At 71.3% G+C, this 24,456-nt stretch carries 24 protein-coding genes; 13 read left to right on the top strand and 11 right to left on the bottom strand.

Annotation, left to right across the window (positions count from 1 at the left end; all coding sequences use genetic code 11):
* Nucleotides 1-28 precede the first annotated feature (28 nt).
* The 3 genes from ACYVF7_RS42000 to ACYVF7_RS41990 form a co-directional block, all read right to left on the bottom strand.
* Entirely contained in the window at nt 29-754 is a 726-nt protein-coding gene (locus tag ACYVF7_RS42000) for a dienelactone hydrolase family protein (RefSeq protein WP_460351566.1), read from the bottom strand.
* A gap of 170 nt (nt 755-924) precedes the next feature.
* Complete coding sequence (locus ACYVF7_RS41995; protein ID WP_460351565.1) at nt 925-1,308, bottom strand: TIGR03618 family F420-dependent PPOX class oxidoreductase; 384 nt, start codon at nt 1,306-1,308, stop codon at nt 925-927.
* 10 nt (nt 1,309-1,318) lie between these two features.
* Nucleotides 1,319-1,828, bottom strand: coding sequence for a dihydrofolate reductase family protein (locus ACYVF7_RS41990; RefSeq protein ID WP_460351564.1), 510 nt, complete (start codon nt 1,826-1,828; stop codon nt 1,319-1,321).
* 202 nt (nt 1,829-2,030) lie between these two features.
* Here ACYVF7_RS41990 and ACYVF7_RS41985 point away from each other — a divergent pair, with 202 nt between their 5' ends.
* From ACYVF7_RS41985 to ACYVF7_RS41970, 4 genes are all read left to right on the top strand, one after another.
* Nucleotides 2,031-2,855, top strand: coding sequence for a helix-turn-helix domain-containing protein (locus ACYVF7_RS41985; protein WP_460351563.1), 825 nt, complete (start codon nt 2,031-2,033; stop codon nt 2,853-2,855).
* A 328-nt stretch (nt 2,856-3,183) separates the two neighbouring features.
* Nucleotides 3,184-4,386 carry an FAD-binding oxidoreductase gene (locus ACYVF7_RS41980; RefSeq protein ID WP_460351562.1) on the top strand — a complete coding sequence of 401 codons (1,203 nt, stop codon included), beginning with the start codon at nt 3,184-3,186 and terminating at the stop codon, nt 4,384-4,386.
* A 42-nt stretch (nt 4,387-4,428) separates the two neighbouring features.
* The gene (locus ACYVF7_RS41975) at nt 4,429-5,229 is read left to right on the top strand and encodes a phosphotransferase (RefSeq protein WP_460351561.1); all 801 of its coding nucleotides are present in this window, start codon (nt 4,429-4,431) and stop codon (nt 5,227-5,229) included.
* A 158-nt stretch (nt 5,230-5,387) separates the two neighbouring features.
* Nucleotides 5,388-6,008 carry a dihydrofolate reductase family protein gene (locus ACYVF7_RS41970; protein WP_460351560.1) on the top strand — a complete coding sequence of 207 codons (621 nt, stop codon included), beginning with the start codon at nt 5,388-5,390 and terminating at the stop codon, nt 6,006-6,008.
* A gap of 23 nt (nt 6,009-6,031) precedes the next feature.
* Here ACYVF7_RS41970 and ACYVF7_RS41965 read toward each other — a convergent pair whose 3' ends face one another.
* Nucleotides 6,032-6,733 carry a helix-turn-helix transcriptional regulator gene (locus ACYVF7_RS41965; protein WP_460351559.1) on the bottom strand — a complete coding sequence of 234 codons (702 nt, stop codon included), beginning with the start codon at nt 6,731-6,733 and terminating at the stop codon, nt 6,032-6,034.
* Between the two features lie 298 nt (nt 6,734-7,031).
* On the opposite strand from ACYVF7_RS41965, the gene ACYVF7_RS41960 reads away from it, so the two are divergent.
* Nucleotides 7,032-7,853 carry an alpha/beta fold hydrolase gene (locus tag ACYVF7_RS41960; RefSeq protein WP_460351558.1) on the top strand — a complete coding sequence of 274 codons (822 nt, stop codon included), beginning with the start codon at nt 7,032-7,034 and terminating at the stop codon, nt 7,851-7,853.
* 211 nt (nt 7,854-8,064) lie between these two features.
* Here the strand turns inward: ACYVF7_RS41960 and ACYVF7_RS41955 are convergent, their stop codons facing one another.
* Nucleotides 8,065-9,060: an aldo/keto reductase gene (locus ACYVF7_RS41955; RefSeq protein ID WP_460351557.1), complete on the bottom strand. Its 996-nt coding sequence runs from the start codon at nt 9,058-9,060 to the stop codon at nt 8,065-8,067.
* 129 nt (nt 9,061-9,189) lie between these two features.
* Here ACYVF7_RS41955 and ACYVF7_RS41950 point away from each other — a divergent pair, with 129 nt between their 5' ends.
* Entirely contained in the window at nt 9,190-10,044 is an 855-nt protein-coding gene (locus ACYVF7_RS41950) for a helix-turn-helix transcriptional regulator (protein WP_460351556.1), read from the top strand.
* Nucleotides 10,045-10,239: 195 nt separating this feature from the next.
* Here ACYVF7_RS41950 and ACYVF7_RS41945 read toward each other — a convergent pair whose 3' ends face one another.
* Nucleotides 10,240-12,645 carry an ABC transporter permease gene (locus ACYVF7_RS41945; RefSeq protein WP_460351555.1) on the bottom strand — a complete coding sequence of 802 codons (2,406 nt, stop codon included), beginning with the start codon at nt 12,643-12,645 and terminating at the stop codon, nt 10,240-10,242.
* Between the two features lie 82 nt (nt 12,646-12,727).
* The gene (locus ACYVF7_RS41940; protein WP_460351554.1) at nt 12,728-13,543 is read right to left on the bottom strand and encodes an ABC transporter ATP-binding protein; all 816 of its coding nucleotides are present in this window, start codon (nt 13,541-13,543) and stop codon (nt 12,728-12,730) included.
* A 123-nt stretch (nt 13,544-13,666) separates the two neighbouring features.
* Between ACYVF7_RS41940 and ACYVF7_RS41935 the strand changes: the two genes are divergently transcribed.
* From ACYVF7_RS41935 to ACYVF7_RS41920, 4 genes are all read left to right on the top strand, one after another.
* The gene (locus ACYVF7_RS41935) at nt 13,667-14,482 is read left to right on the top strand and encodes a sensor histidine kinase (protein WP_460351553.1); all 816 of its coding nucleotides are present in this window, start codon (nt 13,667-13,669) and stop codon (nt 14,480-14,482) included.
* The gene (locus ACYVF7_RS41930; RefSeq protein WP_460351552.1) at nt 14,479-14,793 is read left to right on the top strand and encodes a sensor histidine kinase; all 315 of its coding nucleotides are present in this window, start codon (nt 14,479-14,481) and stop codon (nt 14,791-14,793) included. The genes ACYVF7_RS41935 and ACYVF7_RS41930 overlap by 4 nt, the downstream gene beginning before the upstream one ends.
* A gap of 16 nt (nt 14,794-14,809) precedes the next feature.
* The gene (locus ACYVF7_RS41925) at nt 14,810-15,493 is read left to right on the top strand and encodes a response regulator (protein ID WP_460351551.1); all 684 of its coding nucleotides are present in this window, start codon (nt 14,810-14,812) and stop codon (nt 15,491-15,493) included.
* An 88-nt stretch (nt 15,494-15,581) separates the two neighbouring features.
* Nucleotides 15,582-16,004 (top strand): MmcQ/YjbR family DNA-binding protein, encoded by a 423-nt coding sequence (locus tag ACYVF7_RS41920; protein ID WP_460351550.1) that lies wholly within the window; start codon nt 15,582-15,584, stop codon nt 16,002-16,004.
* Nucleotides 16,005-16,036: 32 nt separating this feature from the next.
* On the opposite strand, the gene ACYVF7_RS41915 is transcribed toward ACYVF7_RS41920, so the two are convergent.
* Nucleotides 16,037-16,729, bottom strand: coding sequence for a response regulator (locus ACYVF7_RS41915; RefSeq protein WP_460351549.1), 693 nt, complete (start codon nt 16,727-16,729; stop codon nt 16,037-16,039).
* A complete protein-coding gene (locus ACYVF7_RS41910) occupies nt 16,726-17,931 on the bottom strand; it encodes a sensor histidine kinase (protein ID WP_460351548.1) in 1,206 nt (401 codons plus the stop codon). The genes ACYVF7_RS41915 and ACYVF7_RS41910 overlap by 4 nt, the downstream gene beginning before the upstream one ends.
* Before the next feature lie 136 nt (nt 17,932-18,067).
* Between ACYVF7_RS41910 and ACYVF7_RS41905 the strand changes: the two genes are divergently transcribed.
* From ACYVF7_RS41905 to ACYVF7_RS41895, 3 genes are all read left to right on the top strand, one after another.
* Nucleotides 18,068-18,997, top strand: coding sequence for an ATP-binding cassette domain-containing protein (locus ACYVF7_RS41905; RefSeq protein WP_460351547.1), 930 nt, complete (start codon nt 18,068-18,070; stop codon nt 18,995-18,997).
* Entirely contained in the window at nt 18,994-20,568 is a 1,575-nt protein-coding gene (locus ACYVF7_RS41900; RefSeq protein ID WP_460351546.1) for an ABC transporter permease subunit, read from the top strand. The genes ACYVF7_RS41905 and ACYVF7_RS41900 overlap by 4 nt, the downstream gene beginning before the upstream one ends.
* Nucleotides 20,569-20,679: 111 nt before the next feature.
* Entirely contained in the window at nt 20,680-21,456 is a 777-nt protein-coding gene (locus ACYVF7_RS41895; RefSeq protein WP_460351545.1) for an ABC transporter permease, read from the top strand.
* Nucleotides 21,457-21,462: 6 nt separating this feature from the next.
* On the opposite strand, the gene ACYVF7_RS41890 is transcribed toward ACYVF7_RS41895, so the two are convergent.
* Together ACYVF7_RS41890 and ACYVF7_RS41885 are read right to left on the bottom strand one after the other, a co-directional pair.
* On the bottom strand, nt 21,463-23,448 hold the full coding sequence (locus ACYVF7_RS41890) for a WD40 repeat domain-containing serine/threonine protein kinase (RefSeq protein ID WP_460351544.1): 1,986 nt from the start codon (nt 23,446-23,448) through the stop codon (nt 21,463-21,465).
* Nucleotides 23,449-23,591: 143 nt separating this feature from the next.
* A complete protein-coding gene (locus tag ACYVF7_RS41885) occupies nt 23,592-24,431 on the bottom strand; it encodes a Gfo/Idh/MocA family protein (RefSeq protein ID WP_460351543.1) in 840 nt (279 codons plus the stop codon).
* Nucleotides 24,432-24,456: the final 25 nt, after the last annotated feature.

Genomic DNA, 24,456 nt, shown 5'->3' with positions numbered 1-24,456 from the left:
ACGCGTCGCGAGCTACGGGGCAGCGGCCTTATCCAACGTGCCTCGTGAAGAACTGCAGCGCGTTGTCGGTCTCGAACGCGGGGATCTCTCCGTGGTCGCCGGGGTTGGCGTGCAGCGTCTTGTCCTTCGAACCCAGGGCGTCGAACAGCGCCAAGGCCTGGTCCCTGTTCACCAGCGAATCGTCCCACTGGAGCAGGAACTGCACCGGCACGGTGACCCGGGCGGCGGTGTCGGCCAGCCCGTGTACGCCGAGCAGGCCCATCACCGCGGCGCGGATCCGGGGTTCGGCGGCGAGCAGCGGCAGGCCGAGCCCGCAGCCCATCGACACACCCCAGTAGCCGACCGGGCCGGTGCCCACGTGGTCGAGCTCCTGGACCGCGGTCAGTGCGGCCTGCCAGTCGGTGACGGCCTGCCCGGCCAGCCGGTCGTGCATGGCCGCGACCAGCTCGGCCGGATTCTCTCCGGCGGCCATGCGGGCCCGCCAGTCGCCCACGAACTGGAGGAACTGCTCGTCTTTCGGCCGGTCGCCGTGGTTGGGGGCGTCGATCGCGGCGACGGCGAAACCACCTTCGGCGGCGAACCGGTGCGCACCGGCCAAGACGCCGGGGGCCTTCTTGTGCTGGCCGCCACCGTGTCCGATGAGGATCAGCGGGCGGGGGCCGGTGGCGTCTTTCGGCGTGAACAGCACGCCGGGGATCTCACCGAGGGTGAAGGACTGTTCGGTGACGCCGTCGGCCGACGTCTGAGAGGTCAAGTTGAAGCGCATAGCGTTTCAGGCCTTTCGGGGGTGCCTTGTGCGGGCGCTCCCTAGGCCATGCACGGGAGGGAGGCCCGACCTGTCATCACAGCGTTGATCGGTCTCACCTCCTCAGTCGTGGTGCTGCACGGCGCCGCCGAACGTATCACACAGACCTCGACGCCGATCTAGCCCATGCCGACTCGTTGGACCGATGGCTCGATGAGTGCGACGACGCGCTCCTCGCTGCGCGTGTAGGGCCGCCCGATGTACCTGTTCGCGATGCGATCGATGATCTCCCAGGCAGCGTCTCCTTCGAGCCACTCGACCACCCGGCCCCGGATGATGACGGGGGTGAAGGGGTCGTCCAGCGGCGCGAGAGACAGGGCGACGCGGGGGTCGCGGCTTAGGTTCCGCGCCTTGCGGGATCCGGGACCGGTGAGGATGGCGACCCGGTCGCCTTCGGCGCCGACCCAGAGCGGAACGGAGTGCGGTGATCCGTCCGGAAGGAGCGTGGCGAGGTGGGCGACGGCGGTGGTGCCGAGCAGGCGGCGTACGTCGGATTCGAGCATGGTCTTTCCCTCACTTCTCGACTCGGTAGTGCAGGTGGGTGACTCCGGGTGCGGGCAGCGCCTCGATGAGGCTCAGTCCGATGTGGGTGGGCAGTTCCTGGAAGAAGCGGCGGCCGTCGCCGAGGAGCACGGGAACCTGGTGAAGGATCACCTCGTCGAGCAGCCCGGCGCGCAACGCGGCGGTGACGACACCGCCGCCCATGATCGCGACGTCCCGATCGCCGGCGGCGGCGCGAGCGCTCTCGACGCCGGCTTCGATGGAAGTGACGAAGGTCTGCTCGTCCGTCGCCTCGGGTGGCGCCGTACGGTGGCTGACGACGAAGAGCGGAGCCGTCGGGTGCGGGCCCGCCCCTCCGAAGCCGTCGGAGTCGTCGTACGTGTTCCGGCCCGTGATGACGGCACCGACGCGCCCCGCGAGGTCGTCGAAGACGGAGCGGCTCGGCTCGAACAGCCGGAAGCCGGGGAACCGCCGGCTGAGGGGTGTCGCCGTCGCCGTACCAGCCGAAGAGGACGCCACCATCACCGAGCCCGTGCCCGGGACCGGGACCGCGTCCGGTGATGAAGCCGTCGGCGGAGACGGCCAGTGCGGTGAAGACCTTGCCCATGGTGTCCTTCCTGGATGCGAGTGATGGCTCCGCTGCGGACGTTAGGGCGGCGTGCGCTCGATGGCTTGAACGAATCGTGCGCGTCGTCCGCCGGGAAGATCTCGCTACGCTGACGGCGTGGATCGCACGCAGGCGTACGACGAGCGCCTCCCGCTGCCCGCTTTGGCAGCCCGGGTCCGTACGGTCTGGGTCCAGCGCACCGGCCCACGGCCGGTGCTGCAGCGCAACCAGCCCACCGGCGGCGTCGAGCTCCACTGCCCGATCGGCGGCACGCCACGGCTCGTCGGACCGCTCACCCGCGCCAAGGTCGAAATTCTGCCTCCCGGCCTGACGATCGTGGGCGCGAGGTTCTGGCCGGGAGCGGCGTCGCCCCTGCTCGGCGTGCCCGCTGACGAGCTGGTCGACCAGCTGGTTCCGTTCGACGACGTGTGGGGCGAGGCGTCGGACCTGTCGGCCCGGCTGGCGGAGGCTCCCGGGCCGGACGCGGCGCTGCGGTCGCTGCAGCTCGACCTGGTGCGCCGCCAGGCGCGTACGCCACCTCCGGACTCGCTCGTGGCCGAGGCGGTGCGGAGGCTGATGCCGTGGCGGCCGACGGGAGTCGGCCCGCTCGCGGAGGACCTGGCGATCTCGGAGAGCCAGTTGCGGCGCCGATTCCTGGCCGAGGTCGGCATCGGGCCGAAGACGCTGCAGCGAACGCTGCGCTTCCAGGGCTACCTCGCGCTGGCCCAGGCGGCGACGTACGGCGGTCGGGTGGCCGACCTGGCGGCCGAGGTCGGGTATGCCGACCACGCGCACCTGAGCCGCGAGTGCCTGCGACTGACCGGCCAGACTCCGCGCGAGCTACTCGGCGACGCGGTCGACCGGTGCGGTTGCGGACACGACCACGCCGCGTCGTACGGACCGTTCCTCGCCTCTCGCCCACGTGGCGCGCCGACGGTTTGAGGACGTCGTATGGACCTCCTGGCCTCTCGCCCACGTGGCGCGCTGACGGGCTGAGGACGTCGTACGGACCGTTCCTCGCCTCTCGCCCACGTGGCACGCTGACGCGCTGAGTACGTCGTACGGACCGTTCCTGGCCGCTCGCCCACGTGCCGGGCTGCGGACGCTCGTTCCGTTCAAGTCGGAGCTTGCCGCGCTGACCTAGCGTCGGACGGGTGCCAGAGTTGAGTTCTTTGCAGGCGGCCCTCGACGGAGAGCTGATCACCCCTGATTCACCCGCGTACGACGCCGCGCGCGGCCGGCACTGGCCCGATTTCACGACGTGCGCCCGATGGCCGTCGTCAGATGCGCCTCCGTCCGGGACGTGACGCGTACGCTCGCCTTCGCGCGGCACAGCGGCACGCACGTCGTACCCCGCGGCGGCGGCCACTGCTTCGCCGGCCGATCGTCGACGGCGGGTCTGGTCCTCGACCTGAGCCACCTCGACGCCGTCACCGTACGCCCCGACGGGCGCGCGAGGATCGGCGCGGGCGCACGCCTGGCGCAGGTCTACGACGGGCTGCACCGATCCGGCCGCGCCGTGCCGGCCGGCTGTGGCCCCACGGTCGGGATCGCCGGCCTCACCCTCGGCGGCGGGCTCGGCCTCCTGGGACGACTCCACGGGCTGACCTGCGATGCCCTGCTGAGCGCCCAGGTCGTGCTCGCCGACGGGCGTGTCGTCGACTGCGACCTCGATCGGGAACCGGAGTTGTTCTGGGCGCTGCGGGGTTCCGGTGGGGGACAGCTCGGCGTGGTCACCTCGCTCGTGTTCGCCACGGTCGCCGAGCCGCGCGCCACGCGCTTCGAGCTGCGCTGGCCCGAGTCGGCGGCCGTCGACGTCGTCACCGGGTGGCAGGTCTGGGCGTCGGAGGCCCCGGACGACGTGACCGCCAACCTGAGCCTCGTCGCCGAGCCAGGCCACCCGCTGAGCGTTGTCGCCTTCGGCGCCGCGCTGCGCCCCGCCGAGCCCACCATCGCGCTCCTTGAGAGCCTGGCCGCCCGCGCGGGCGTCCGGCCCGAGATCCGCCATCAGATCCTGACCTGGCGTGACCTGAAGCGATCGTTCGCCGGCGAGGAGACGCGCAGCGCGGTGCCGACGGCCGGCCGCTCGGAGTTCTTCTCCCACCCGATGCCGGCGTCGGCAGTCGCCTCGCTGATCGACGAGTTCACGTCCGGGGCGGCTCCCGGCCGGCGCGAGCTCAACCTCACGGCCATGGGCGGCGCGTACAACCGCGTGCCGGCGGACGCGACGGCGTTCGCCCACCGTGGCGAGCGGTTCCTGCTGGAGCACGTCGCCCACGACGGGGACCAGTGGCTCGAACGGTCCTGGGCGCTCGCGCATACTTTCGGGTCCGGCCGCGTCTATCCGAACTTCCCCGACCCTGCTCTCGACGACTGGGCGACCGCCTACCACGGCGAAAACGCCGAACGCCTTCGGGCGGTCAAGCACACCTACGATCCCGAGAGGCTCTTCCGCTTTCCACAGGCGATCTGACGGCCGGGGACCTCAGGCGCGATGTCGTGACAGGATCGACGGATGGTTGCCGGACCTCCGCGATCGGACGTGACGGTGCCCGCCTCGGTGAGCGAGATGGCGGCGGGCCGGCCGACGCGTGCCGTCTGGGAGAACGAACTCGGGGGACTCACGTTCGAAGTCGGCGTCGATTCCGACCGATTCTTTGCGAAGTGGGCGCCTGCGGGAAGCGGAGTCGATCTGACCGAGGAAGCGATCCGCCTGTCCTGGGCGGTGGCCTTCACCCCGGTGCCGCGGCTGCTCGACCAGGGCGCCGACGATGCCGGATCCTGGCTCGTCACCGCCCCCCTGCCCGGCGAGAGCGCCGTCGCCGACAGGTGGAAGGCCGAGCCGCGTACGGCGGTGACCGCCATCGGCGAGGGCCTGCGCGCCCTGCATGAGGCGCTCCCCGTCGCGCCCTGCCCGTTCTCCTGGACGGCCGAGGACAGGCTCGCCGATGCCCGCCGAAGGGCCGCACAGGGCCGCATCGACGTGACCCAGTGGGATCCGGCGCACCGGCCTTTGGGCATCGAGGGCGCCCTGGAACTGCTGGCGGACATCCCGCCATCCGACCGGCTCGTCGTGTGCCACGCCGACAGTTGCGCGCCGAACACCCTGCTGAGTGAGGACGGCCGCTGGTCGGGGCACGTCGACCTCGGCCGGCTCGGCGTAGCCGACCGCTGGGCCGATCTTGCCGTCGCCGCGTGGAGCACCGAGTGGAACTACGGCCCTGGGTGGGACGGTCTGCTGCTCGACGCCTATGGCGTCCGGCCCGATCCCGACCGCATCCGCTATTACCGCCTGCTCTGGGACCTCGGCCCCTGACGCGGTCGGCTACCTGGGCCGCCCCTGGTAGAAAGATGTCCGACCGGGGCTTGTTCGCAATGCTCATCGCTCCCTGGGGGCTCGCGATGAGTTTCCACTCCGGTGGCGGTCAGATCAGGGGACACGCGACCTCATGATGATGATCAAGGAGTGGTCCGATGCGGAAGATAACGGCTGGCCTGTTCGTCGCGCTCGACGGCGTCGTCGAGAACCCGCAGGATTGGCACTTTCCGTACTTCAACGACGAGATGGGCGTGGCCGTCACCGCCCAGCTGGGCGCCGCGGACACGCTGCTGCTCGGCCGCAAGACCTACGACAGCTTCGCCGGTGCGTGGCCGGACCGTGAGGCCGCGGGCGGCGAGGACGCCGGCATGGCCAAGGCGCTCGGCGACGCGCGCAAGATCGTGGTCTCCAACCAGGAACTCCACTTCACCTGGCGCAACTCCGAGCAACTGCGAGGCGACCTCGTCGAGGCCGTCACCGCGCTGAAGAACGAGCCGGGCGCGACGGACATCGCGATGAGCGGCTCCGTCTCCATCGTTCGCCAGCTGCTGGCCGCCGGCCTGCTCGACGAACTGCACCTGCTGGTCCACCCGATCGCCATGCGCAAGGGCATGCGCCTGTTCGACGAGGGCGAATCCCCGATCCCGCTGCGGCTCGTCTCGTCCCAGGCCTTCGCCACCGGCGTCCTGCACCTCATCTACGCCCCGGACGATGCGGCCCGCACGGGCACGTACGACGACGCCAAGGCGAACCTGCCCCAACAGGGGAACGATTGACGTGACCGCCTGACAGAGCACTGCTAGTGGCTCTTCGCGTTGACCGCCGTCGGGGGTTGAGATGCGCGGGCGGTGGTCTGGCGACCGGTTCGGTAGCGGCCCGGGGTCGTTCCGATGATGTTGGTGAACGCCGCGATGAAGCTGCTGGGGTTGGCCCATCCGCAGGCGTAGGCGGTTCGGGTGGTGTCGTGGCCGTCGGAGAGGAGCACGAGCGCGTGGTAGACGCGTAGCTGCGTGCGCCACTCGTAGAAGGTCATGCCCAGTTCGTTGCGGAGCAGCCGGCTGAGGGTGCGGGGGCTGGCTCCGATCGTCTTCCCGAGCTCGGCCAGCGACGCGTTGTCCGCCGGCTTCTCATGCAGCATCCGGGCGATGGCCTGCAGTCGGTCGTCCCGTGGCTCCGGCAGGTGCAGTGGCTGTTCGTGTGTTTCGCGGAGTTCGTCGACGAGGACGCGAAGGAGGCGGGAGCGCGCGGAGCGGCTGTAGCCGGGTGCGGCGTCGTCGTAGTTGCGGGGGCCGGTCAGGGCGAGCAGGACCTCGCGGGCGAGGTCGGATGCCCGGAACACGGCGGGATGGTCTGGTATGAGCCGGGCGAGGGATGGCGTGAGAAAGACGATCCGCATATCGGTGTCGCCGTGGGCGCGGTGGTAGTGCGTGAACCCGGCCGGGGTCCAGGCGACCCGGTTGGCGGGAACGACCGACGTGCCGCGCTCGGTGTGAACTGCCAAGACGCCGCTGGCCGCGTACACCAGGTGTCCCCGCGCGTGCGACTGGACCGCGCTTGTTTCACCGGACGGCCAGAGGTGGCGCCCGCCGGACGGCCACATATGTGACGTCACACCGGCGCTCCGGCGAGGTTGGCGGCGAACGGGCATCGGTTGGCATCCTATCGGTGGCCGGCCACACCTTGACCTGGTGACATTGCCTCCATGCGGAGTGGTCTTCAGCCGCGCACAGCGCCCGGCCGAACCACCTGTCATCGAGGCGGCGTGCCTCGATGCCGCGGCTAGAGAGAAGGAGAAACGCATGGCGACGTTCGTCCTCGTGCCCGGCGGCTGGCACGGCTCCTGGTCGTTCGAGGCGGTGGTTCCGCTGCTGGAGCGTGCCGGTCATGCCGTTCACGCCCTGACCCTGACCGGCCTGCGGCCGGACGACGACAACGCGACGGTCGCGACCGCCAACCTCGACACGCACGCCGACGACGTATTGCGGCTCCTCGATCGCGCCCACCTCACCAACGCGACGCTGGTCGGCCACAGCTACGGCGGCATGGTGATCGCCGCCGCCGCCGATCGCGCCGGCGGCCGGGTCTCACGACTGGTGCATCTCGACGCCTACGTCCCGCGCGACGGCGAGTCGTGCTGGTCGTCAACGACCGAGCGGTACCGGCAGGTGTTCGTCGCCGGCGCCGCGGCCACCGGCTACGCCGTCCGCCCGCCGGACGGCGGCGACCCCCGCCGCCGTCCCCATCCCCTCGCCTCGTTCCTGCAGACGATCCGGCTCACAGGCGCGCTCGCCCAGGTCCCGCGCCGCGAGTTCATCTACTGCTCGGGATGGGAGGACCGGACGCCGTTCGCCGAACTCCGCACCCGGCTCCAAGCCGATCCCGACTGGCAGGTCCACGACGTCCCCACCGGCCACGACGCAATGCACGAAGCCCCGGAGACCGTCGCCGCGCTGCTGCTCGACGAGCGCCTCGCGGAAGCGTCGTCGCACAGACGACAGGCTCGCGATCAGGCCGCACAAGCGCCGTCGTCGCCTGGAGGTGACGACCGAATCGATGAGGCGATGGCATCCGGCCGGCGAGAAGTCACCGGCCAGGGGCAAGGCCGGCGAGCTCCGCACTGAGCGTCCACAACCGCGTGGCGGCTTCGGCGTCCCTGGCCAGGGCGCTCGGCTCGGCCGGCCTGCGCTTGACGAAGTAGCCTCCGGTCACGTCCGCGACCTCCGGCGAACCGGCAAGGTATACCGGGGTGTCGGCGCCGCACAACGCACTCGACGGTGGCTTTCCGGTTCCGGAGCGGTGCCCGCTGGAGCGGGCAACGCCGGAGAGCCGGACTCAGTTCCCCACGCCGAGGCCGGACATGAACGCGGACGGGTATCGGTCGCCACGGGCCGCGCCCGGCGGCACCGCCTTCTCGATCTCGGCGAGGTCGTCGGCGGTGAGGTTCAGCTCCATCGCGGGCAGCGCCTCGGCCAGCCGCTCGCGGGTGCGAGCACCGACCAGCGGCACGATGTCCTCGCCCCGTGCGGCCACCCAGGCGATGGCCAGTTGGGCGACGGTGCACCCCTTCGCCTCGGCGACCCGGCGCAGCGCCTCCACGAGGGCGAGGTTGTGTTCCACGTTCCCGCCGGCGAACCGCGGGCTGAAGCCGCGGCCGTCGCCAGGGCCGGCGGTGTGGCCGGCGGACCAGTGCCCGGAGATGAGGCCGCGGCCGAGGACGCCGTAGGCGGTCAGGCCGATGCCCAGCTCCCGCAGGGTGGGGAGAACCTCCGCCTCCACCGCCCGGGAGATCAGCGAGTACTCGATCTGCAGGTCGGCGACCGGGTGCACGGCGTGCGCCCGGCGGATCGTCGCCGCGTCGACCTCCGAGAGCCCGAGGTGCCGTACGTACCCGGCGTCGATCATCTCCTTGATCGCGCCCACGGTCTCCTCGATCGGCACCGCCGGGTCCAGCCGCGCAGGGCGGTAGATGTCGATGTGGTCGGTGCCCAGCCGAGTCAGCGAGTACGCCAGGAAGTTGCGCACCGCCTCGGGACGGCAGTCCTGCCCGCCGAACTCAGGCCCCGGGCCCCGCAGCATGCCGAACTTGACGCTCAGCAGGTAGCCGTCCCGATCCCGGCCGCGCAACGCCTCCGCGAGCAGCAACTCGTTGTGGCCCATGGCGTAGAAGTCGCCAGTGTCGATCAGCGTGACGCCGCCCTCCAGCGCGGCGTGCACCGTGGCGATACTTTCCGTACGGTCGGCCGCGCCGTAAGCGCCTGACATGCCCATCGCACCCAGGCCCAGCGCGGAAACGGCCGGGCCGGTCTTGCCCAGGGTCCGTGTCTGCATCACGTTCTCCCTCGTTTCGGTGTAGTCCTCCAACCTTGCGCCCAGGCCGGGATGCGCGGGAGCGGAGCGTTCATCGTGGGAGAGCCGCTCCCTGGATAGGCGCGTTCGCCGTGAGGGACCATGGGGCCCGTGCAACGTGACCAGCTCGCCGACTTCCTGCGCCGCCGCCGCGAGGCGATCCGCCCGGCCGAGGTAGGCATAGCTGACGGCCCCCGCCGTCGCACCGCCGGCCTGCGCCGCGAAGAGGTGGCGATGCTCGCCGGCATGTCGGTGGACTACGTCGTACGCCTCGAGCAGGGCCGCAGCAGTCAGCCTTCGACTCAGCTGCTCGGCGCGCTGGCCCGGGCGTTGCGCCTGTCCGACGACGAACGCGACCACCTGTTCCACCTGGCCGGCCACCGGCCCCCGCCCGCCGACGGGGTGGCCCGCCTGGCCCGCGCCGGCCTGATGCGCATGCTCGACCTGCTCGGCGACACCCCGGCCATGGTGCTGTCCGACCTGGGCGAGATCCTCGCCCAGAACCGGGCGGCCGCCCTGCTGACCGGCGACCACACCGGCTTGTCCGGTGACCGGCGCTACGCCGTCTACCGCTGGTTCACCGACTCCGCTGTCCGCGCGGTCGCCCCGGTCGAGGAGCAGGAGTACCACGCCCGTCGGCTCGTGGCCGACCTGCGCGCGGCCACCGGCCGCCGGTCCGGCGACCCCACGATCGCCGGACTCATCGAACGGTTGCAGGCCGCCAGCGCCGACTTCCGGCGGCTGTGGGCCGAGCACGAGGTGGCCGTCCGGCGCGCCGACCGCAAGACCCTGCTGCACCCGCGGGTGGGCCGCCTCCTGATGGACTGCGAGACCCTGGTCACCCCCGACCAGAACCAGCAACTGGTCGTGCTCACCCCCGCCGACGCCGAAACCCGCGAACGGCTGGAACTGCTGCGGGTCCTCGGCATCGAGGACTTCTCCACCGGAGTTCGGCCGGCGCAGTAGCCACACGATCCACAAGACCGCTTAGTGCTGCGCGAACAGCCCGATGAGCAGCCAGGCCGGCCATGCGCTCGCCGGCAGCGGGCCTGCCGGGTGCGGTTGATCGACGCGTCGCCTGCCGAGATCATCGGCGGTGTGTCAGGTTCTTGGGATCGGCTGGTCGAGGTGGCGTTGCCGAGTTGGTCCGGGTGCTCGGTCCTATTCGGTCCGCAGCGCCGTGGCCGTCCGGGACCGCGCCGCCCAACCGGCCGGCAGCAGTGCCCCGAGCAGGGCGATCACGATCCCGCCGGCCAGCAGGGGGATGAGCAGCCCGGCGGTGTAGGTGTGGGACACGCTCGGCGGCAGGTGCCGGCCGATCGCGTTCCCCATCGGGTTCAGCGTCGCCTTCTCCACCGCGACCCCGATCGGTACCCCGATCAGCCCGGCGATCAGGCCGGTGAATGTCACCGAGGTCAGAACCATCGCGATGGTCTGCTTGGGCGTCATCCCGAGGGCCTTGAAGATCCCCAGGTCATGGACCCGCTCCCGGGTTTCCTGCACCACGGTGTTCAGCACTCCGAGCGCGGCGACCGCGATCAGCATCAGCGTGAGCGTGGCCACCAGGGCGCCCATGGTGATCACCACGAGGTTGTTCCCGCCCGAGCTCGGCTGGACCGAGGCGTTCAGCGGGGTCAGCGCGGCGGAGGCCGAGGTGGACCAGTCCGATCCCTTGACGTTCGAGGCCAGCTCGACGTTGAACTGGTCGATGCGCGGAGTCAGACCGGCGGCGCTGAAAGTATCCGCGTCCGTCATGACCGTGTAGTCGCCCAAATTGGTGTCGAACTCGATGCCGACGACCTTCAGTGACGTTCGCTTGTTCCGCTGCATCACGGTGACGTCGTCACCGACGTGGATCCCCGCCGCCGTGGCCAGCTTGTCGCCGACGACGGCCTCGCCGGGCGCCGAGTACCAGCGGCCCGACAGCAGCTCCAGGTTCGTCCAGGAGAAGTCGCCGCTGACCGTGAACACCTTCGCCGGTTCGCCGCCGGTCGGCGCGCCGACCATGGTCGCGCCGCTGTCGCCCCAGCCGAACGCGGCCTTCGTGCCCGGGGTCTTGGCGAGCGCGGCGGCCACCTTGGGGGCGTCCAGGTACTGGTGGCGCGGGTCGTTGGGGCCGTAGAGACCCCAGGGCTTGCCTACGTCGGCTGTGGGTATCACGTACGCCGACGCGTGGTTGAAGCCTGAAGTGGTGGCTTGCAGGTACTTGCTGAACCCGGCCTCCAGCCCCACCGCGAAGGTGAGGCTCACCGCGCCGAGCAGCACCGCCGCACCGACCAGTACGGCCCGGGCCGGCTTAGCGAAGGGCTGTGCCAGTCCCAGCGACATGGCCCGGGGTAGCGGCAGCCGCGAGGCCAGACGTTGCGCCGTCCGACCGCGCCCGGCCTTGGGGGCGCGGCCGACCAGCAGGGCCTGGACCGCCGGCATGCGGCCGGCCCGCAGTGCCGGGATCGAAGCCGTGACGCCGACGACCAGCAGGGTGCCCAGCGCCACCACGGCGCTGACCCACAACGGAATCGTGGCACTGGCCGCGCCGAACTGCTTGGTGGCCTCGTCCAGGATCGGCACGGCCAGGAGGTTGCCGAAGACCGTGCCGAGCACCACGCCGAGTGTCGCCGGGATCATGGCCTGCGCGGTGTAGGCGCGGACCACCTGCGAGGGGGTGAAGCCCAACGACTTCAGAATCCCGATGCGCCGGATTCCCGCGGCCACGGCCCCGCTGACCACGATCGAGATGATCAGTACCGACAGGATCAGCCCGAAGATCCCGAAGGCGACCAGGAACGGCACGTAGGCCTTGGCGTTGCCGGTCACCTGCCATTCCGCGGTCAGGTACGACTGTCCGGCCTCGACCGTGCCGGGTGGCGCGGCGGCGGCCACCGCCCGCTTGTCGGTGGCGATGTCGGCGTCGGTCCCGGCCTTGGCGAACCGGTAAAGCATCTGCTTGTCGGATTTGGCCCCTGCGGCGGTGAGCCGCGCGAAGCCGTCGGCGGTGGCGAAGGCGGTCGCGCTGTTGGTCACCGAGTCGGCGAAGCCGACGACCTTGAACGACGGCCTGCCCGGCAGGGAGGAGAACACCACCGAACCACCGAAGCAGGCGACGGCGTAGTGCTGCCACGGCAGGGCGATCTCGCCTGGGTCGGTCGGCCAGCGCCCCCGGGTCAGCGCCAACTGGTCCATCCCGGAGGTGCTCCCCAGGTCGGGCCGGGTGGTGACGGTGATCGGACCGTTGTCGTGACCGGCCCAAGCCTTCTTGGGGCAGTCGGTTCCGATGGTCGTGTCCAGCGCGGCGGCGATCGGGTACGGGCCGGACGCCTCGGTGACGCCGGCGGCGTGAGCGGTGGCGGCGGCCCGCGCGGCCGTGACCTTCGAGCCGTCGAACTGGACCGCCAGGTGCGCCCCGTTCCGAGCACTGAAAGCGTGGTCGAACGGGGCCTGCACGACGGTCAGCAGGCCGAGGGAGAGTACTGAGGACGTCACCGCGGCGAACGTCGTCAGGGCCATGACGAGGGACTGGACCCGACGCCGGCCCACGCCGGAGCGTACGACCTTGCCAAGGGCACTCACCGGCTCACCGCCGACAGCAGGCGGGCCATGGCGTGGAATCCGACCTCGAAGAGGCGCCGGGGCAGCGGAGGCTTGCGCAGCGTCATTCGACCGCTCCCGCCGGACGGGTCGGCGACGAGTAGGCGGCCAGGCCGGCACCCCTGCCGCTGTTGACGACGTCCCGCTCGACCGCTCCGTCCACCAACTCGATCGTGCGACGCGCGGTGCTCGCGGCCAGCTGCACGTCGTGGGTCACCAGCAGGATGGTCTGACCCTCGCTGTTCAGGTCCAGTAGCAGCTGGCGCACGTCGGAGGCCGAGCTCGAGTCGAGCGCGCCGGTCGGCTCGTCGGCCAGCAGCAGCGCCGGCTTGTTCATCAGGGCCCTGGCCACCGCCACCCGCTGCCGCTGACCACCCGACAGCCGCTGCGGGTAGGCCTTGGCATGCCGGTCGATGCCCAGCGAGCCGAGCAGCTCGACGGCCCGGCGCTTCGCTTCGCCCTTGCCCATCCCGGCCAGCTGCGCCGGGACCATGACGTTGTCCAACACGGTCAGGTCGTCGAGGAGGTTGAAGAACTGGAAGATCATGCCGATCGAGGCCCGGCGGTACTTCGCCGAACCGGCCTCACCGAGCTGGTCGACGCGGGTGCCGTTGACGGTCACGGTGCCGCTGGAGGGCTTGTCCAGACCGGCGATCAGGTTCAGCAGGGTGGACTTGCCGCTGCCGGAATGGCCGAGGATCGCCGCGCATTCACCGGACGCCACGGACAAGGTCACACCGGCCAGCGCGGGTGGGCCGTCGTCGTATTTCTTTGTCGTATCGACAAGATCGATCAAGGGTGCATTCGCCATGGCCCTGAACCTAGGAACGGAACGCTGTCCGTCGCGTCGGCCGGGGGATGTCACCGTTCCCCAGGCCATCGGCCCGGCGGTGTACCCGCGTACATCCCCGGGGCGACGCGCGGAGTCGACGCCGCTGAATACGATCTCCGTGTGGAAGGGCTTCTCCAGCGTCTCTCAACATCGAGACCCGTGATCTGGCTGATGTCATCACAGACCGTGGTGCTGGCCACCACCTGCCTCTACGCGCTGGCGCTCTACAAGTCGATGGTTGCGCACTACGACGACCAGTACCAGTTTTCCAGCCTCGGGGTCTTCCCGACGATGGGGCTGTGCGTCGTGCTCGCCCTTCCGGTTCTGCTGGTGCGCCGTCTGCCGGCGGCGGTCTTCGCGACGATCCTGGGCGAATCGGTCCTCGGCGACATCCTCGGCGCACGGCCCTCGATCGTGTTCTTCCTGATCATCGCCTTGGGCGGGTACCTCGCCGTCCGGCGCCCGAAGGCCGCCGCCGTCGGCTCCGTCGCGGCCGTCGCGGCCGCGTTCGTCAACGACATGCACGTCCCCGGGCAGTCCGTCGGCGACGCGGCCCAGTGGGCCGGGCAGTACCCGTTGTGGGTCGCGGTCGCGTGGGTCTTCGGAAGGGTGAACCGCAAACGCCGTGAATACCTCGGAGCCCTGCGCGAGCAGAGGGCGGCCCGCGCCATCGTGACCGAGCGGCTGCGGATCGCCCGCGAACTGCACGACAGCGTCGCCCACAGCATCGGGATCATCACGGTGCTGTCGGGAGCGGCGGCGCGGGTCGTGGACACCAAGCCCGAGCAGACGCGGCAGGCGTTGACCGGCATCGAGACCACCAGCCGCCAGACGCTGCTCGAGCTGCAGCGCATGCTCGGGGCGCTCCGCCGCGCCGAGCCGGACGACGCCATGCCGCAGGCCGCTCCGCTGGCGCCGGCGGCAGCCTGGCCGACGTCCCGCAGCTCGCCGAACGTACGGCCGACGCCGGGGTGCGGGTCCACGTGACCTGGCGGGGCGAGCAGCGTCCGCTGCCGCCGGAGATCGAACTGTCGGCGTTCCGGATCATCCAGGAGTCGGTGACGAACGTGGTGCGGCATTCCGGGGCGCGGACGTGCCGGGTCGCGGTCGGTTACGAGCCGACAGGAGTGACGATCGAGGTGGTGGACGACGGGGACGACGGTCTCGGCGGGCCAGGCCGTCCCAGGCACTCGACGGCCGGCGGGAGCGGCTTCGGCCTGCTCGGCATGCGCGAGCGAGTGACGTTGCTGTCCGGCCAGTTCAGCGCCGGCGGCGTCCGGAGGGCGGATTCCGGGTGACGGCGAGGCTCCCGGCATGAGCGTGCGGGTGCTGCTGGTCGACGACCAGCCGCTGATGCTGGTCGGGCTCGCGATCCTGATCGGCGACACCGACGACCTGGAGGTGGTCGGCCAGGCCGGCGACGGCCGCGAGGCGGTGCGCCTGGTGCGTGAACTGCGGCCGGACGTCGTGGTGATGGACATCCGGATGCCGGGCGTGGACGGGATCGAGGCGACCCGACAGGCGACCGCCGAGCCGGACCCGCCCAAGATCCTGGTGCTGACGACCTTCGACCACGACGAGTACGTCTACGGCGCACTGCGCGCCGGGGCCAGCGGATTCCTGCTCAAGAGCATGGCCCTGGACGCGATCCTGGAAGCGATCCGCGTGGTGGCGGCCGGCGACGCGCTGATCGCGCCGAGCGTGACCCGACGGCTGATCGCGGACTTCGCCGGAACGTCCGGCCCCCCGGCCCCCGAACCGGACGCCGAGCCCGCCGCGGACTCACGTCTCATCGCGGAGATCACCGACCGGGAGCGCGAGGTGCTGGCACTGGTCGGACAGGGACTGTCGAACACTGAGATAGCCGAGCGGCTGGTGATCAGCGCAGCGACGGCGAAGACCCATGTCGCGCGCCTGTTCGCCAAGCTCGAGGCCCGGGACCGCGTCCACCTGGCGATCATCGCCTTCGAGACCGGACTCGCACCACGTAGACGGTAGGGGCAGACGGTCGATCCCGAACCGAGCGGCCCACCAGCGGTTCGCGGCGTGCGCGGACGTTGTCCGCCACGCCGTCTACGCTGAGGCGATGCCGGACGATGAGAGTCGGCCCGCCCGGGTCGAGGATGTGCATGAACTCGCGCGGGCCATGCCACATGTCACGGTTTACGACGAGACCCGCGACAATCCGATCTACCAGGTGGGCGGGAAGTCGTTCATCTTCTTCCGCAATCCGCGGCCGGACGCGGTCGATCCCGAGACCGGGGAACGCTACCCGGATGTGATCGTTTTCTGGGTGGCGTCCGAAGAGGACAAGCTGGCATTGGTCCAGGATGAGGCGTCGCCGTTCTTCACCACCGCGCATTTCGACGGCCATCTGTCCGTGCTGCTGCGGGCCTGCCGTGTCGGCGAGCTCACCCGGGACGAACTGGCGGAGCTGGTTCAGGACGCGTGGCTGTCACGCGCGTCGGCCCGCCGGGCCGCGGCCTGGCTCGACGCTCACCCCGTCTGACCGGAGCGTGACGGTCGGCGGGCGGAAGAGGATCAGCGAGGGCCGCGGGAGCGCGGGACGACCAGGCCTGTCTCGTACGCGGCGATGACGGCCTGGGTGCGGTCGCGGAGGCCGAGTTTGTTCAGCATGCGGCTCACGTGGGTTTTCACGGTCTCCTCCGTGACCGTCAGCCGGGCGGCTATCTCGGGGTTGGACAGTCCCTCGGCGACGAGCAGGAGGACCTGCGTCTCTCGCGGGGTGAGGGCGGCGAGCGCGGCGGTGGCCGGGGCGTCGGGCTGGGGGCGCATGAGGGCGAATTCGCTGATGAGCCGGCGGGTGATGGCCGGGGCGAGCAAGGCCTCCCCGGCGGCGAGGACGCGTACCGCGTCGAAGAGCCGTTCGGCGGTGACGTCCTTGAGGAGGAATCCGCTGGCCCCGGCGCGCAACGCGTCATAGACGTACTCGTCCAGGTCGAAGGTCGTCAGGATGAGGATGCGCGGCCCGGCGGAGTCGGCGCCGGCGAGCTGCCTGGTGGCCTCGATGCCGTCCATGCCCGGCATGCGGACGTCCATGAGAACGACGTCGGGCGACAGTTCGCGGCACGTCCGCAGCGCCTCTGCCCCATCGGAGACGGTGCCGACGACGATGAAATCCGGCTGGGTGTCGAGTAGGTCGGCGAATCCGGTGCGGACCACGGGGTGATCGTCGGCGACGACGATCCGGACCGCGGGGGAGAGGGCGTTCACGCTGTCGCCTCGTCCTTTCCGGGTAGGCGGGCCTCGACGAGGAAGCCGCCGCCCGCGGCGGGGCCCGCGCGCAGTTCGCCGCCGACCGCCCCGGCGCGTTCCCGCATGCCGGACAGCCCGTGGCCGCCGGTCGGCGCGGCGTCGGAGAGACCCGGCCCGTTGTCGCGGACGCGAAGCCGCAGGGCGTCGTCGGTGTAGTTCAGTTCCACGTCGACGGCGGCGCCCGGCGCGTGCCGCCGGGCGTTGGTGAGGGCTTCCTGGACGATGCGGTAGGCCGCGAGTTCGACGCCGGGATCGAGCGCGTACGGAGGGCCGCGGAGGATGAGGCGGGTGGCCGCGTTGGACACCTCCCGTGACCTGTCGAGCAGCTCGTTGAGCTCGCGCAGGCCCGGCTGGGGCTGCCGGTCGGCGGCCGCGCTGGTCGTGTCGTCCCGCAGGACGCCGAGCAGCCGCCGCATCTCGGTCAGTGCCGCCCGGGCGGTGTCGCCGATGGCCGACAGCCGGTCGGCGCCGGCGGCCGGCATCCCCGGCGTGGCCAGCCGCGCGGTCTCCGCCTGCACGGCGACCATGGAAATGTGGTGGGCGACGACGTCGTGGAGTTCGCGGGCGATGCGCGCGCGTTCGCCGCGGGCCGTGCTCTCCAGCAGGGTCTCGGCGATGACCTGCCGTGCGGCCCTGTTCTCGGCGGCCTCAGCGTGCGCGCGCCGTGCGATCCCGGCCATGACGGCCGCCGGGGCCAGCGAGGCCAGCAGCTGCGTGAGAACCCCCGCCTCACCGCCTGCCGGGTGGGCCAGCGCGAGCACCGGGAACGGCGCGGCGGCGCACACGGCCGGCGTCACCGGGCCGCCTCGGCCGAGCCGGTAGGCGGTGAGCAGCTGCGTCGCCAGGGCCGCCACGGTCAGCGTCTGGAAGGCCACCAGCGACAGGACGATCGTGGCGCTGACGACCAGGGCCGCCGCGGTCGGCTGGCCCCCCAGAAGGGCGAGCGGCAGCGTGGTGGCCAGCCCGAGCAGCGGCAGGATCACGAGGTACACGGCGATCCCGGCGCCTCCTCCCGGCGGCGTGGTCCCGGCGCGCGCGATCGACTCGGCCACCGCGAGCAGCGCCGCCGCGCCGCCGGCCACGATCGACGCGTACGGGCCTGTGGCGATCCGCCGCCCTGCGCCGATCCACCCGCCGCGCCACTCGTACGCCCGACCCACGAAGGTCATTGTCGCGGGTGCGCCCGGGTCGTGGCATCCCTCGCGTGAGGGACTGGACGTCCCTGGCGTCAGCGACAGTGAAGTTCGTTCGCCGGCGTGACGACCGTGGCCCGTCCGCTGCCTAGCCTGCCGTCACATGGAAGCAACCATCGAGGTCTCCGGGCTGCGCAAGCGCTTCGGCTCGACCGTCGCGCTGGACGGGATGTCCTTCACCGTCAGACCCGGACAGGTCACCGGCTTCATCGGCCCCAACGGCGCGGGCAAGTCCACGACCTTGCGGGTGGTCCTCGGCCTGGACGCGCCCGATGAGGGGCGCGCGCTGGTCGGCGGGCGACCGTACCGGAGCCTGCGGAATCCGCTGAGCCACATCGGGGCGCTGCTGGACGCCGCCGCCCTGCAGCCGAGCCGTACCGCCCGCAACCATCTGCTGTGGCTGGCGCATTCTCAGGGGCTCGGAACCCGGCGGGTCGATGAGGTGATCGAGCAGGTCGGGCTGCGAACCGCCGTACGGCGCAGGGCGGGCGGCTACTCGCTCGGCATGCGGCAACGGCTCGGGATCGCCGCGGCGCTGCTCGGCGATCCGCCGGTCCTCATGCTCGACGAGCCGTTCAACGGCCTGGACCTCGACGGGATCGTGTGGATCCGCGGCCTCCTGCGGTCGCTGGCCGCCGAGGGCCGTGCCGTCCTGGTGTCCAGCCACCTGATGAGCGAGCTGCAGGACATCGCGGGCCAGATCGTGGTGGTGGGCCGCGGCCGGGTCGTCACCGACGCGAGCGTCGCCGACCTGATAGCGGCCGCGTCCCGGGACCGGGTCACGCTGCGCACCACGGCCCGGTCGGAGGCGATGACCGCGCTGGCGCACGCCGGCGCCACCGTGGCCGCCACCGACCGCGACACCCTCACGGTCTCCGGCCTGGCCGCGGAGGACATCGTCGCGCTCCTGAGCGCACGCGCGGTGCCGTTCTCGGAGGTGACGGCCCACCGCGCGACGCTCGAGGAGGCTTACATGGACCTCACCCGAGACGCGATCGAGTTCGCCGTCCCAGGGCCGGAGTCGGTCCGATGACCGCCGGCACCATCACCCCGTACCGTTCGGAACGGCGGGCCGGACGCGCAGGGTTCCCGCAACTGCTGCGCGCGGAGTGGACCAAATTCCGTACGGTCCGCGGCTGGGTGCTCGCGATGACGGCCGCGGCCCTGGTCATCGTGGCGCTCGGGCTGATCTTCGCGACCGGCAGCGATTCCTCGTGCAGCAACGGTCCGGTCGAGGTCGCCTGTCCCGTTCCTCCAACGGGGCCGGACGGCGAGTCGGTGGACGACAGGTTCTTCTTCGTCCACCAGTCCATGACCGGCGACGGGGGCATCATCGTTCGCCTGACCTCGATGAGCGGCATCATCACCTACCCCCCGCCCGGCCACGACAAGATCGTCTCTGGCCTGGTGCCATGGGCGAAGGCCGGGGTCATCGTCAAGGACGGCACCCGGCAGGGATCGGCATACGCGGCGATGATGGTCACCGCCGACCACGGCGTACGCATGCAGTACGACTACACCCACGACACCGCGGGCCGGCCCAGCCGCGTCTCGGCGACCTCCTCTCGCTGGCTCCGGCTGACCCGCTCCGGCGACACGCTCACCGGGTACGAGTCGGCCGACGGCACACGGTGGTCCAAGGTCGGCACGACGCGCCTGCCGGGCCTGCCGGCCACGGTCCAGATCGGGCTTTTCGTCACCTCCCCGAACAACCTGACGGTCGAGCAGAGCACGCTCGCCGGAAGCAATGGCCAGGCGCGCTATACCCAGGCCACCGCCGTCTTCGACCACGTCGCCCTGTCGGGCACGACGCCGAGCGGCCGCTGGAGCGACGACGAGATCGGAGTCGACGGGCAGACCGACTGGGAGCGCTATCACCGCCCGAGCGGGGTCCAGAGGTCCGGCGGCGCCTACACGGTGACCGGATCCGGCGACATCGCGCCGCGCATCGACGGCCAGACCGTCGAGCGCCTTCTCATCGGAATGCTCGCCGGGCTGATCGTGGTGATCGTGGTGGCCGTGATGTTCATGACCGCCGAGTACCGGCGGGGCCTGATCCACACCACCCTGAGCGCCAGTCCGCGACGAGGGCGGATGCTGGCGGCGAAGGCCGTCGTGATCTCCCTGGTGACCTTCGCCGCGGGGCTGGCCGCCGCCGCGATCACCATCCCGTCCGGTATGCGAATCATGCGGCACAAGGGCGACTTCCTGATCTCCACGTCCTCGTACACCGAGCTGCGCGTCATCGTCGGCACCGCGGCGCTGCTCGCCGTCACCGCCGTCTTCGCCCTCGCCCTCGGCGCTCTGTTCCAGCGCAGCGTTCCGGCGATCATCACCGCGATCGCGGCGATCGTCGTCCCGTACGTCCTCGCCATCGCCTCCGTCCTGCCCGACGACGTGACGGGGTGGCTGTTGCGGCTCACGCCCGCCGCGGGCTTCGCGATCCAGCAGAGCGCCCCGGTCTACAAGCAGATGATCGGGGACTACACGCCGTCGGCCGGCTACTTTCCGCTGGCGCCCTGGGCCGGGTTCGCCGTGCTCTGCGCGTACGCGGCGCTCGCCCTCGGCCTGGCCGCTCATCGGCTGCGCCGGAGGGACGCATGAGTGAGCGGACCGGGTGCACGGCAACGTGGGTCACTCCTCCGACGAAGGAGGGCTCATGAGTGAGCGGAGCGAGCGAATCGTGAGCGCAGCAACTCCGGTCACGGAGGGCTCGTGAAACGGGAACTGCACGCGGAGTGGACGAAGCTGCGCACCGCACCGGGCACCGGCGGGGTGCTGCTCGCGATCGTCGCGCTGACCGTCGCCGCGAGCGGCGCGGCGGCCGGGGCCGTACCCTGCACGCAGGCGCTCTGCGGCCACGACCCCGCCAGGCTGAGCCTCTTCGGCGTCCAGTTGGGCCAGGCGGTCGTCGCCGTCCTCGCCGTGCTGACGATCAGCGGCGAGTACGGCAGCGGCATGATCCGGACCACCCTCACCGCGATGCCGCGCCGGGTCACCGTCCTCACCGCCAAGGCGGGCGTCCTCACCGCGCTCACGCTGGCAACCGGGATCATCGCGGTCCTCGCGTCGCTGCTGGCCGGGCGCGTCATCCTGCCCGGCAACGGCTTCACCCGCGCTCACGGCCACCCGCCGCTGTCCCTGGCCGATGGACCGACACTGCGCGCGGCCGTCGGCTCGGTGCTCTATCTGGCGCTGATCGCCCTGCTCAGTCTCGGCATCGCCGCGGCCGTACGGGACTCCGCCGCGGCGATCGGAGCCGTGCTCGGCCTGCTCTACCTCTTCCCCGCCATCATCAGGCTGACCCCCGACCCGGACTGGCAGCGGCACCTGTGGCAGATCTCCCCGGTGAACGCCGGACTCGCCATCCAGGCCACCACCGATCTCCGCGACCTGCCCCTGGGCCCCTGGCGGGGCCTGGGGGTGCTCGCGGCGTGGACGACCGCGGCACTCGTGGGCGGCGGACTCACGCTGAGGCTCCGCGACGCCTGAGCTCCCTTACCGACTGCGCGGCGTCTTCCACAGCCGGGCGGTGCGGTCGTCGGCGCCGGCGGCAACGGTTGTGCCGTCCGGGCTGAACGCCACCGAATCGACCCACTTGGTGTGGCCGGTGAGGGCGGCGGTGGTGTGCCCGGTCGCCACATCCCACAACCGAACGGCGTGGCCGGTGCCGCCGGTGGCGAGGGTCTTGCCGTCCGGGCTGAACGCCACCGAAGAGATCACGTTGCGCTGGGGCATGAGGGTGAACTTGGTATGGCCGGTGAAGGTGGCGGTATTGCGGCCGGTCGCCACATTCCACAACCGGGCGGTGTTGTCCTCGCCGCCGGAGGCGAGGGTCTTGCCGTCGGGGCTGAACGTCACGGTATAGACCATGTTGGTGTGGCCGGTGAGGGTGGCGGTCCTGCGGCCGGTCGCCACGTCCCACAACCGGATGGTGTGATCGTTGCTGCAGGTGGCGAGGGTCTTGCCGTCGGGACTGAACGCGACTTCACCGGACACGTATTTTTCGTTGCCGGTGAGCGTGGCGGTGGAGCGACGGCCGGCCACATCCCACAACTGGATGCAGTCGCCGCCGGTGGCGAGGCTTTTGCCGTCCGGGCTGAACGCCACCGAACTGACGCCGGTGATGTTGGCGCTTTCGAGGGTGGCGGTGGTGCGGCCGCCGGCCACATCCCACAGGCGGACAGTGCCGTCGCCGCTGCCCGTCGCGAGGGTCTTGCCGTCGGGGCTGAACGCCACCGAATGGATCGCGCCGGTATGGCCGGTGAGGACGGCGGTGGTACGGCCGGTGGCCACGTCCCACAGCCGGACGGTGTTGTCTTCGCTACCGGTGGCAAGGCGTGCGCCGTCTGGGCTGAACGCCACCGATTCGACGTCTTTGGCATGGCCGGCGAGGGTGATGTACGGGCGGAATTCGGGGTCTCCGCCGTCTCGCAGCAGCAATGCCGCGGGCACGCCGACGAGGGCGGCCGCTCCGAGACCGCCGAGGAGGACGGCGCGGCGCCGGATCCCGCCCACGGCGGGCGCGGATGCCACCGTCGGCGCAAGGGCGGTCTGCGGCGCGTCCGGCCGGTGCGGTGTCCGGTCTGCCGCAGGCGTGTCCGGGGCGTCGATCACATCTTCCGGCCGGTTCACCGGCTGCGGCTCGTCGGCGGACCCGCGCAGGCGTTCGGCGACGAACGCGGCGTCCGGTGGCCGGTCGCCGGGTTGTTTGGCCAGCAGGTCCAGCACCAGGGCGTCGAGGTCGTCGGGAATCTCCGGGCGCAACGATTTCGGTGGTGCCGGGTGCTGGTCGAGGTGCTGGTAGAGGACCGCGCCGACATTGGAGCCGGTGTCGACCCAGGTGGTGCCGGTGAGCAGTTCGTACAGGACGCAGCCGAAGGCGTACAGGTCGGTGCGCTGGTCCACCTGCCCGCCTTGGATCTGCTCGGGCGCCATGTACAGCGGGGTCCCTGCCGAAGAACCGGTAGCGGTGATCTTCGTGGCGTCGGCGAGGCGGGCGATCCCGAAGTCGCAGATCTTCACCCGGCCCTCCTCCAACAAGAACAGGTTGGCCGGTTTGATGTCACGGTGCACCACGCCACGGCGGTGGGCGGCGGCGAGCGCCTCGGTGACCTGCACGGTCACGTCCCGCACCTGCTCGATCGGCAGGCCCTTGGGATGCGCGGTGAGCAGGTGGCGCAGGTCGCGGCCGACCATCAGCTCCATCACCAAGAACAGCCAGCGCTCATCCCCATGCCGGTGTTCGTCGATGTCGAACACCGTGGTGATACCCGGATGATTCAAGGCCGCGGCGACCTCGGCCTCCCGCCGAAATCGCGCCACCCCGGTCGATTCCGCCGCGGTCGTCAACGGAAGGATCTTGACGGCGACCGGACGGCGCAGCCGCAGATCGACCGCCCGCCACACCTCGCCCATCCCGCCCCGGCCCAGCGGCTCCTCCAGTTGGTACCGGTCGGCCAGCTCCACCTTCCGCTGCACCATCGCCTCCAACTCTGCCCGCACCCAAAGTCACGCAACCGCTACATCCCATCAGGTATGCGTGGACAGAGCCAGATTTCGCGCAGGCGGCCGTCATGACGCCGGCGTCGCCCACCGGATGTGTCCACGCGGTCGGCGTCGGGGTGTCATGGGAGGCGACGGGCGGCTTCGTCGAGGATCTCGGTGACGCGAAGGCCGAAGGGCGCGTCGCAGTCGTGCGAGCGGCCGGTGCGGACCGAGTCGATCAGGGTGTCGATCATCCGCTGCAGCGCGGCCACCGGCGTGTCCTCGCTCGACGGCATCGCGGTGACGCCGTGGGCGCCGCGCAACTCCACCGCGGCGCCGGAGGCGGGGCCAGGGGCGGTGAGGGTGAGCGTCACCGTGCTGGACGCGCCCGTCTCGTGCCGAAGGACGAGGTGCACCGTGTCGCCGGGACCGGTCGTGGCGGTCGCCACCTCGCGTACGTCGCCGAGAACGGGAAGCAGCACGGACAGGGCGTGCGGGCCGACATCCCACAGGGCCCCCTTGTCGTGCCGCCACGGCGAGTTCGCGAACGGCCCGCCGTCGATCGCGCCGATCCACGCCGCGTGCGCGGTGAACCAGCCGCCCTTGCGGGCCTGCTCGGCGATCCACGCCCGTGGCTCATCGGTGAAACGGGAGGTGAAGAAGACCGCCGAGGAGACGCCCGTCTCCTTCACCGCGTCCGCGACTTTCCGGGCGGCGGGGACGTCGACGGCCAGGGGCTTGTCCAGCAGCAGGTGGCGGCCGGCCCGCGCGGCGCGTACGGCCAGCGGCGCCTGGACGGCCGGGGGGAGGGCGATCGCGATCGCGTCGCTGTCGGCGACCAGGGCGTCCACGTCCGCGTACGCGCGGGTGCCGAAGCGGTCGGCGAGCGCGCCCGCCGCCTCGGGGCGCCGGCCCAGACTCCGGTGAAGTCCACCTCGGGGTGGCCGCGCAGAGCCGGCGCGTACGCCAGCAGCGCCCACGGGCCGGTGCCCAGAAGCCCGACGC

This window comes from Actinoallomurus acanthiterrae, assembly GCF_054775715.1.
This window is presented reverse-complemented; position numbering and strand designations above follow the sequence as displayed.

What these genes read in the sequence shown, in the direction of transcription:
- ACYVF7_RS41995 (WP_460351565.1), bottom strand. Translation starts at nt 1,308, where the DNA reads ATGCTCGAATCCGACGTACGCCGCCTGCTCGGCACCACCGCCGTCGCC.
- ACYVF7_RS41990 (WP_460351564.1), bottom strand. Translation starts at nt 1,828, where the DNA reads ATGGTGGCGTCCTCTTCGGCTGGTACGGCGACGGCGACACCCCTCAGC.
- ACYVF7_RS41980 (WP_460351562.1), top strand. Translation starts at nt 3,184, where the DNA reads ATGGCCGTCGTCAGATGCGCCTCCGTCCGGGACGTGACGCGTACGCTC.
- ACYVF7_RS41975 (WP_460351561.1), top strand. Translation starts at nt 4,429, where the DNA reads ATGGTTGCCGGACCTCCGCGATCGGACGTGACGGTGCCCGCCTCGGTG.
- ACYVF7_RS41970 (WP_460351560.1), top strand. Translation starts at nt 5,388, where the DNA reads ATGCGGAAGATAACGGCTGGCCTGTTCGTCGCGCTCGACGGCGTCGTC.
- ACYVF7_RS41960 (WP_460351558.1), top strand. Translation starts at nt 7,032, where the DNA reads ATGGCGACGTTCGTCCTCGTGCCCGGCGGCTGGCACGGCTCCTGGTCG.
- ACYVF7_RS41955 (WP_460351557.1), bottom strand. Translation starts at nt 9,060, where the DNA reads ATGCAGACACGGACCCTGGGCAAGACCGGCCCGGCCGTTTCCGCGCTG.
- ACYVF7_RS41940 (WP_460351554.1), bottom strand. Translation starts at nt 13,543, where the DNA reads ATGGCCTGGGGAACGGTGACATCCCCCGGCCGACGCGACGGACAGCGT.
- ACYVF7_RS41935 (WP_460351553.1), top strand. Translation starts at nt 13,667, where the DNA reads ATGTCATCACAGACCGTGGTGCTGGCCACCACCTGCCTCTACGCGCTG.
- ACYVF7_RS41925 (WP_460351551.1), top strand. Translation starts at nt 14,810, where the DNA reads ATGAGCGTGCGGGTGCTGCTGGTCGACGACCAGCCGCTGATGCTGGTC.
- ACYVF7_RS41920 (WP_460351550.1), top strand. Translation starts at nt 15,582, where the DNA reads ATGCCGGACGATGAGAGTCGGCCCGCCCGGGTCGAGGATGTGCATGAA.
- ACYVF7_RS41905 (WP_460351547.1), top strand. Translation starts at nt 18,068, where the DNA reads ATGGAAGCAACCATCGAGGTCTCCGGGCTGCGCAAGCGCTTCGGCTCG.
- ACYVF7_RS41900 (WP_460351546.1), top strand. Translation starts at nt 18,994, where the DNA reads ATGACCGCCGGCACCATCACCCCGTACCGTTCGGAACGGCGGGCCGGA.
- ACYVF7_RS41890 (WP_460351544.1), bottom strand. Translation starts at nt 23,448, where the DNA reads ATGGTGCAGCGGAAGGTGGAGCTGGCCGACCGGTACCAACTGGAGGAG.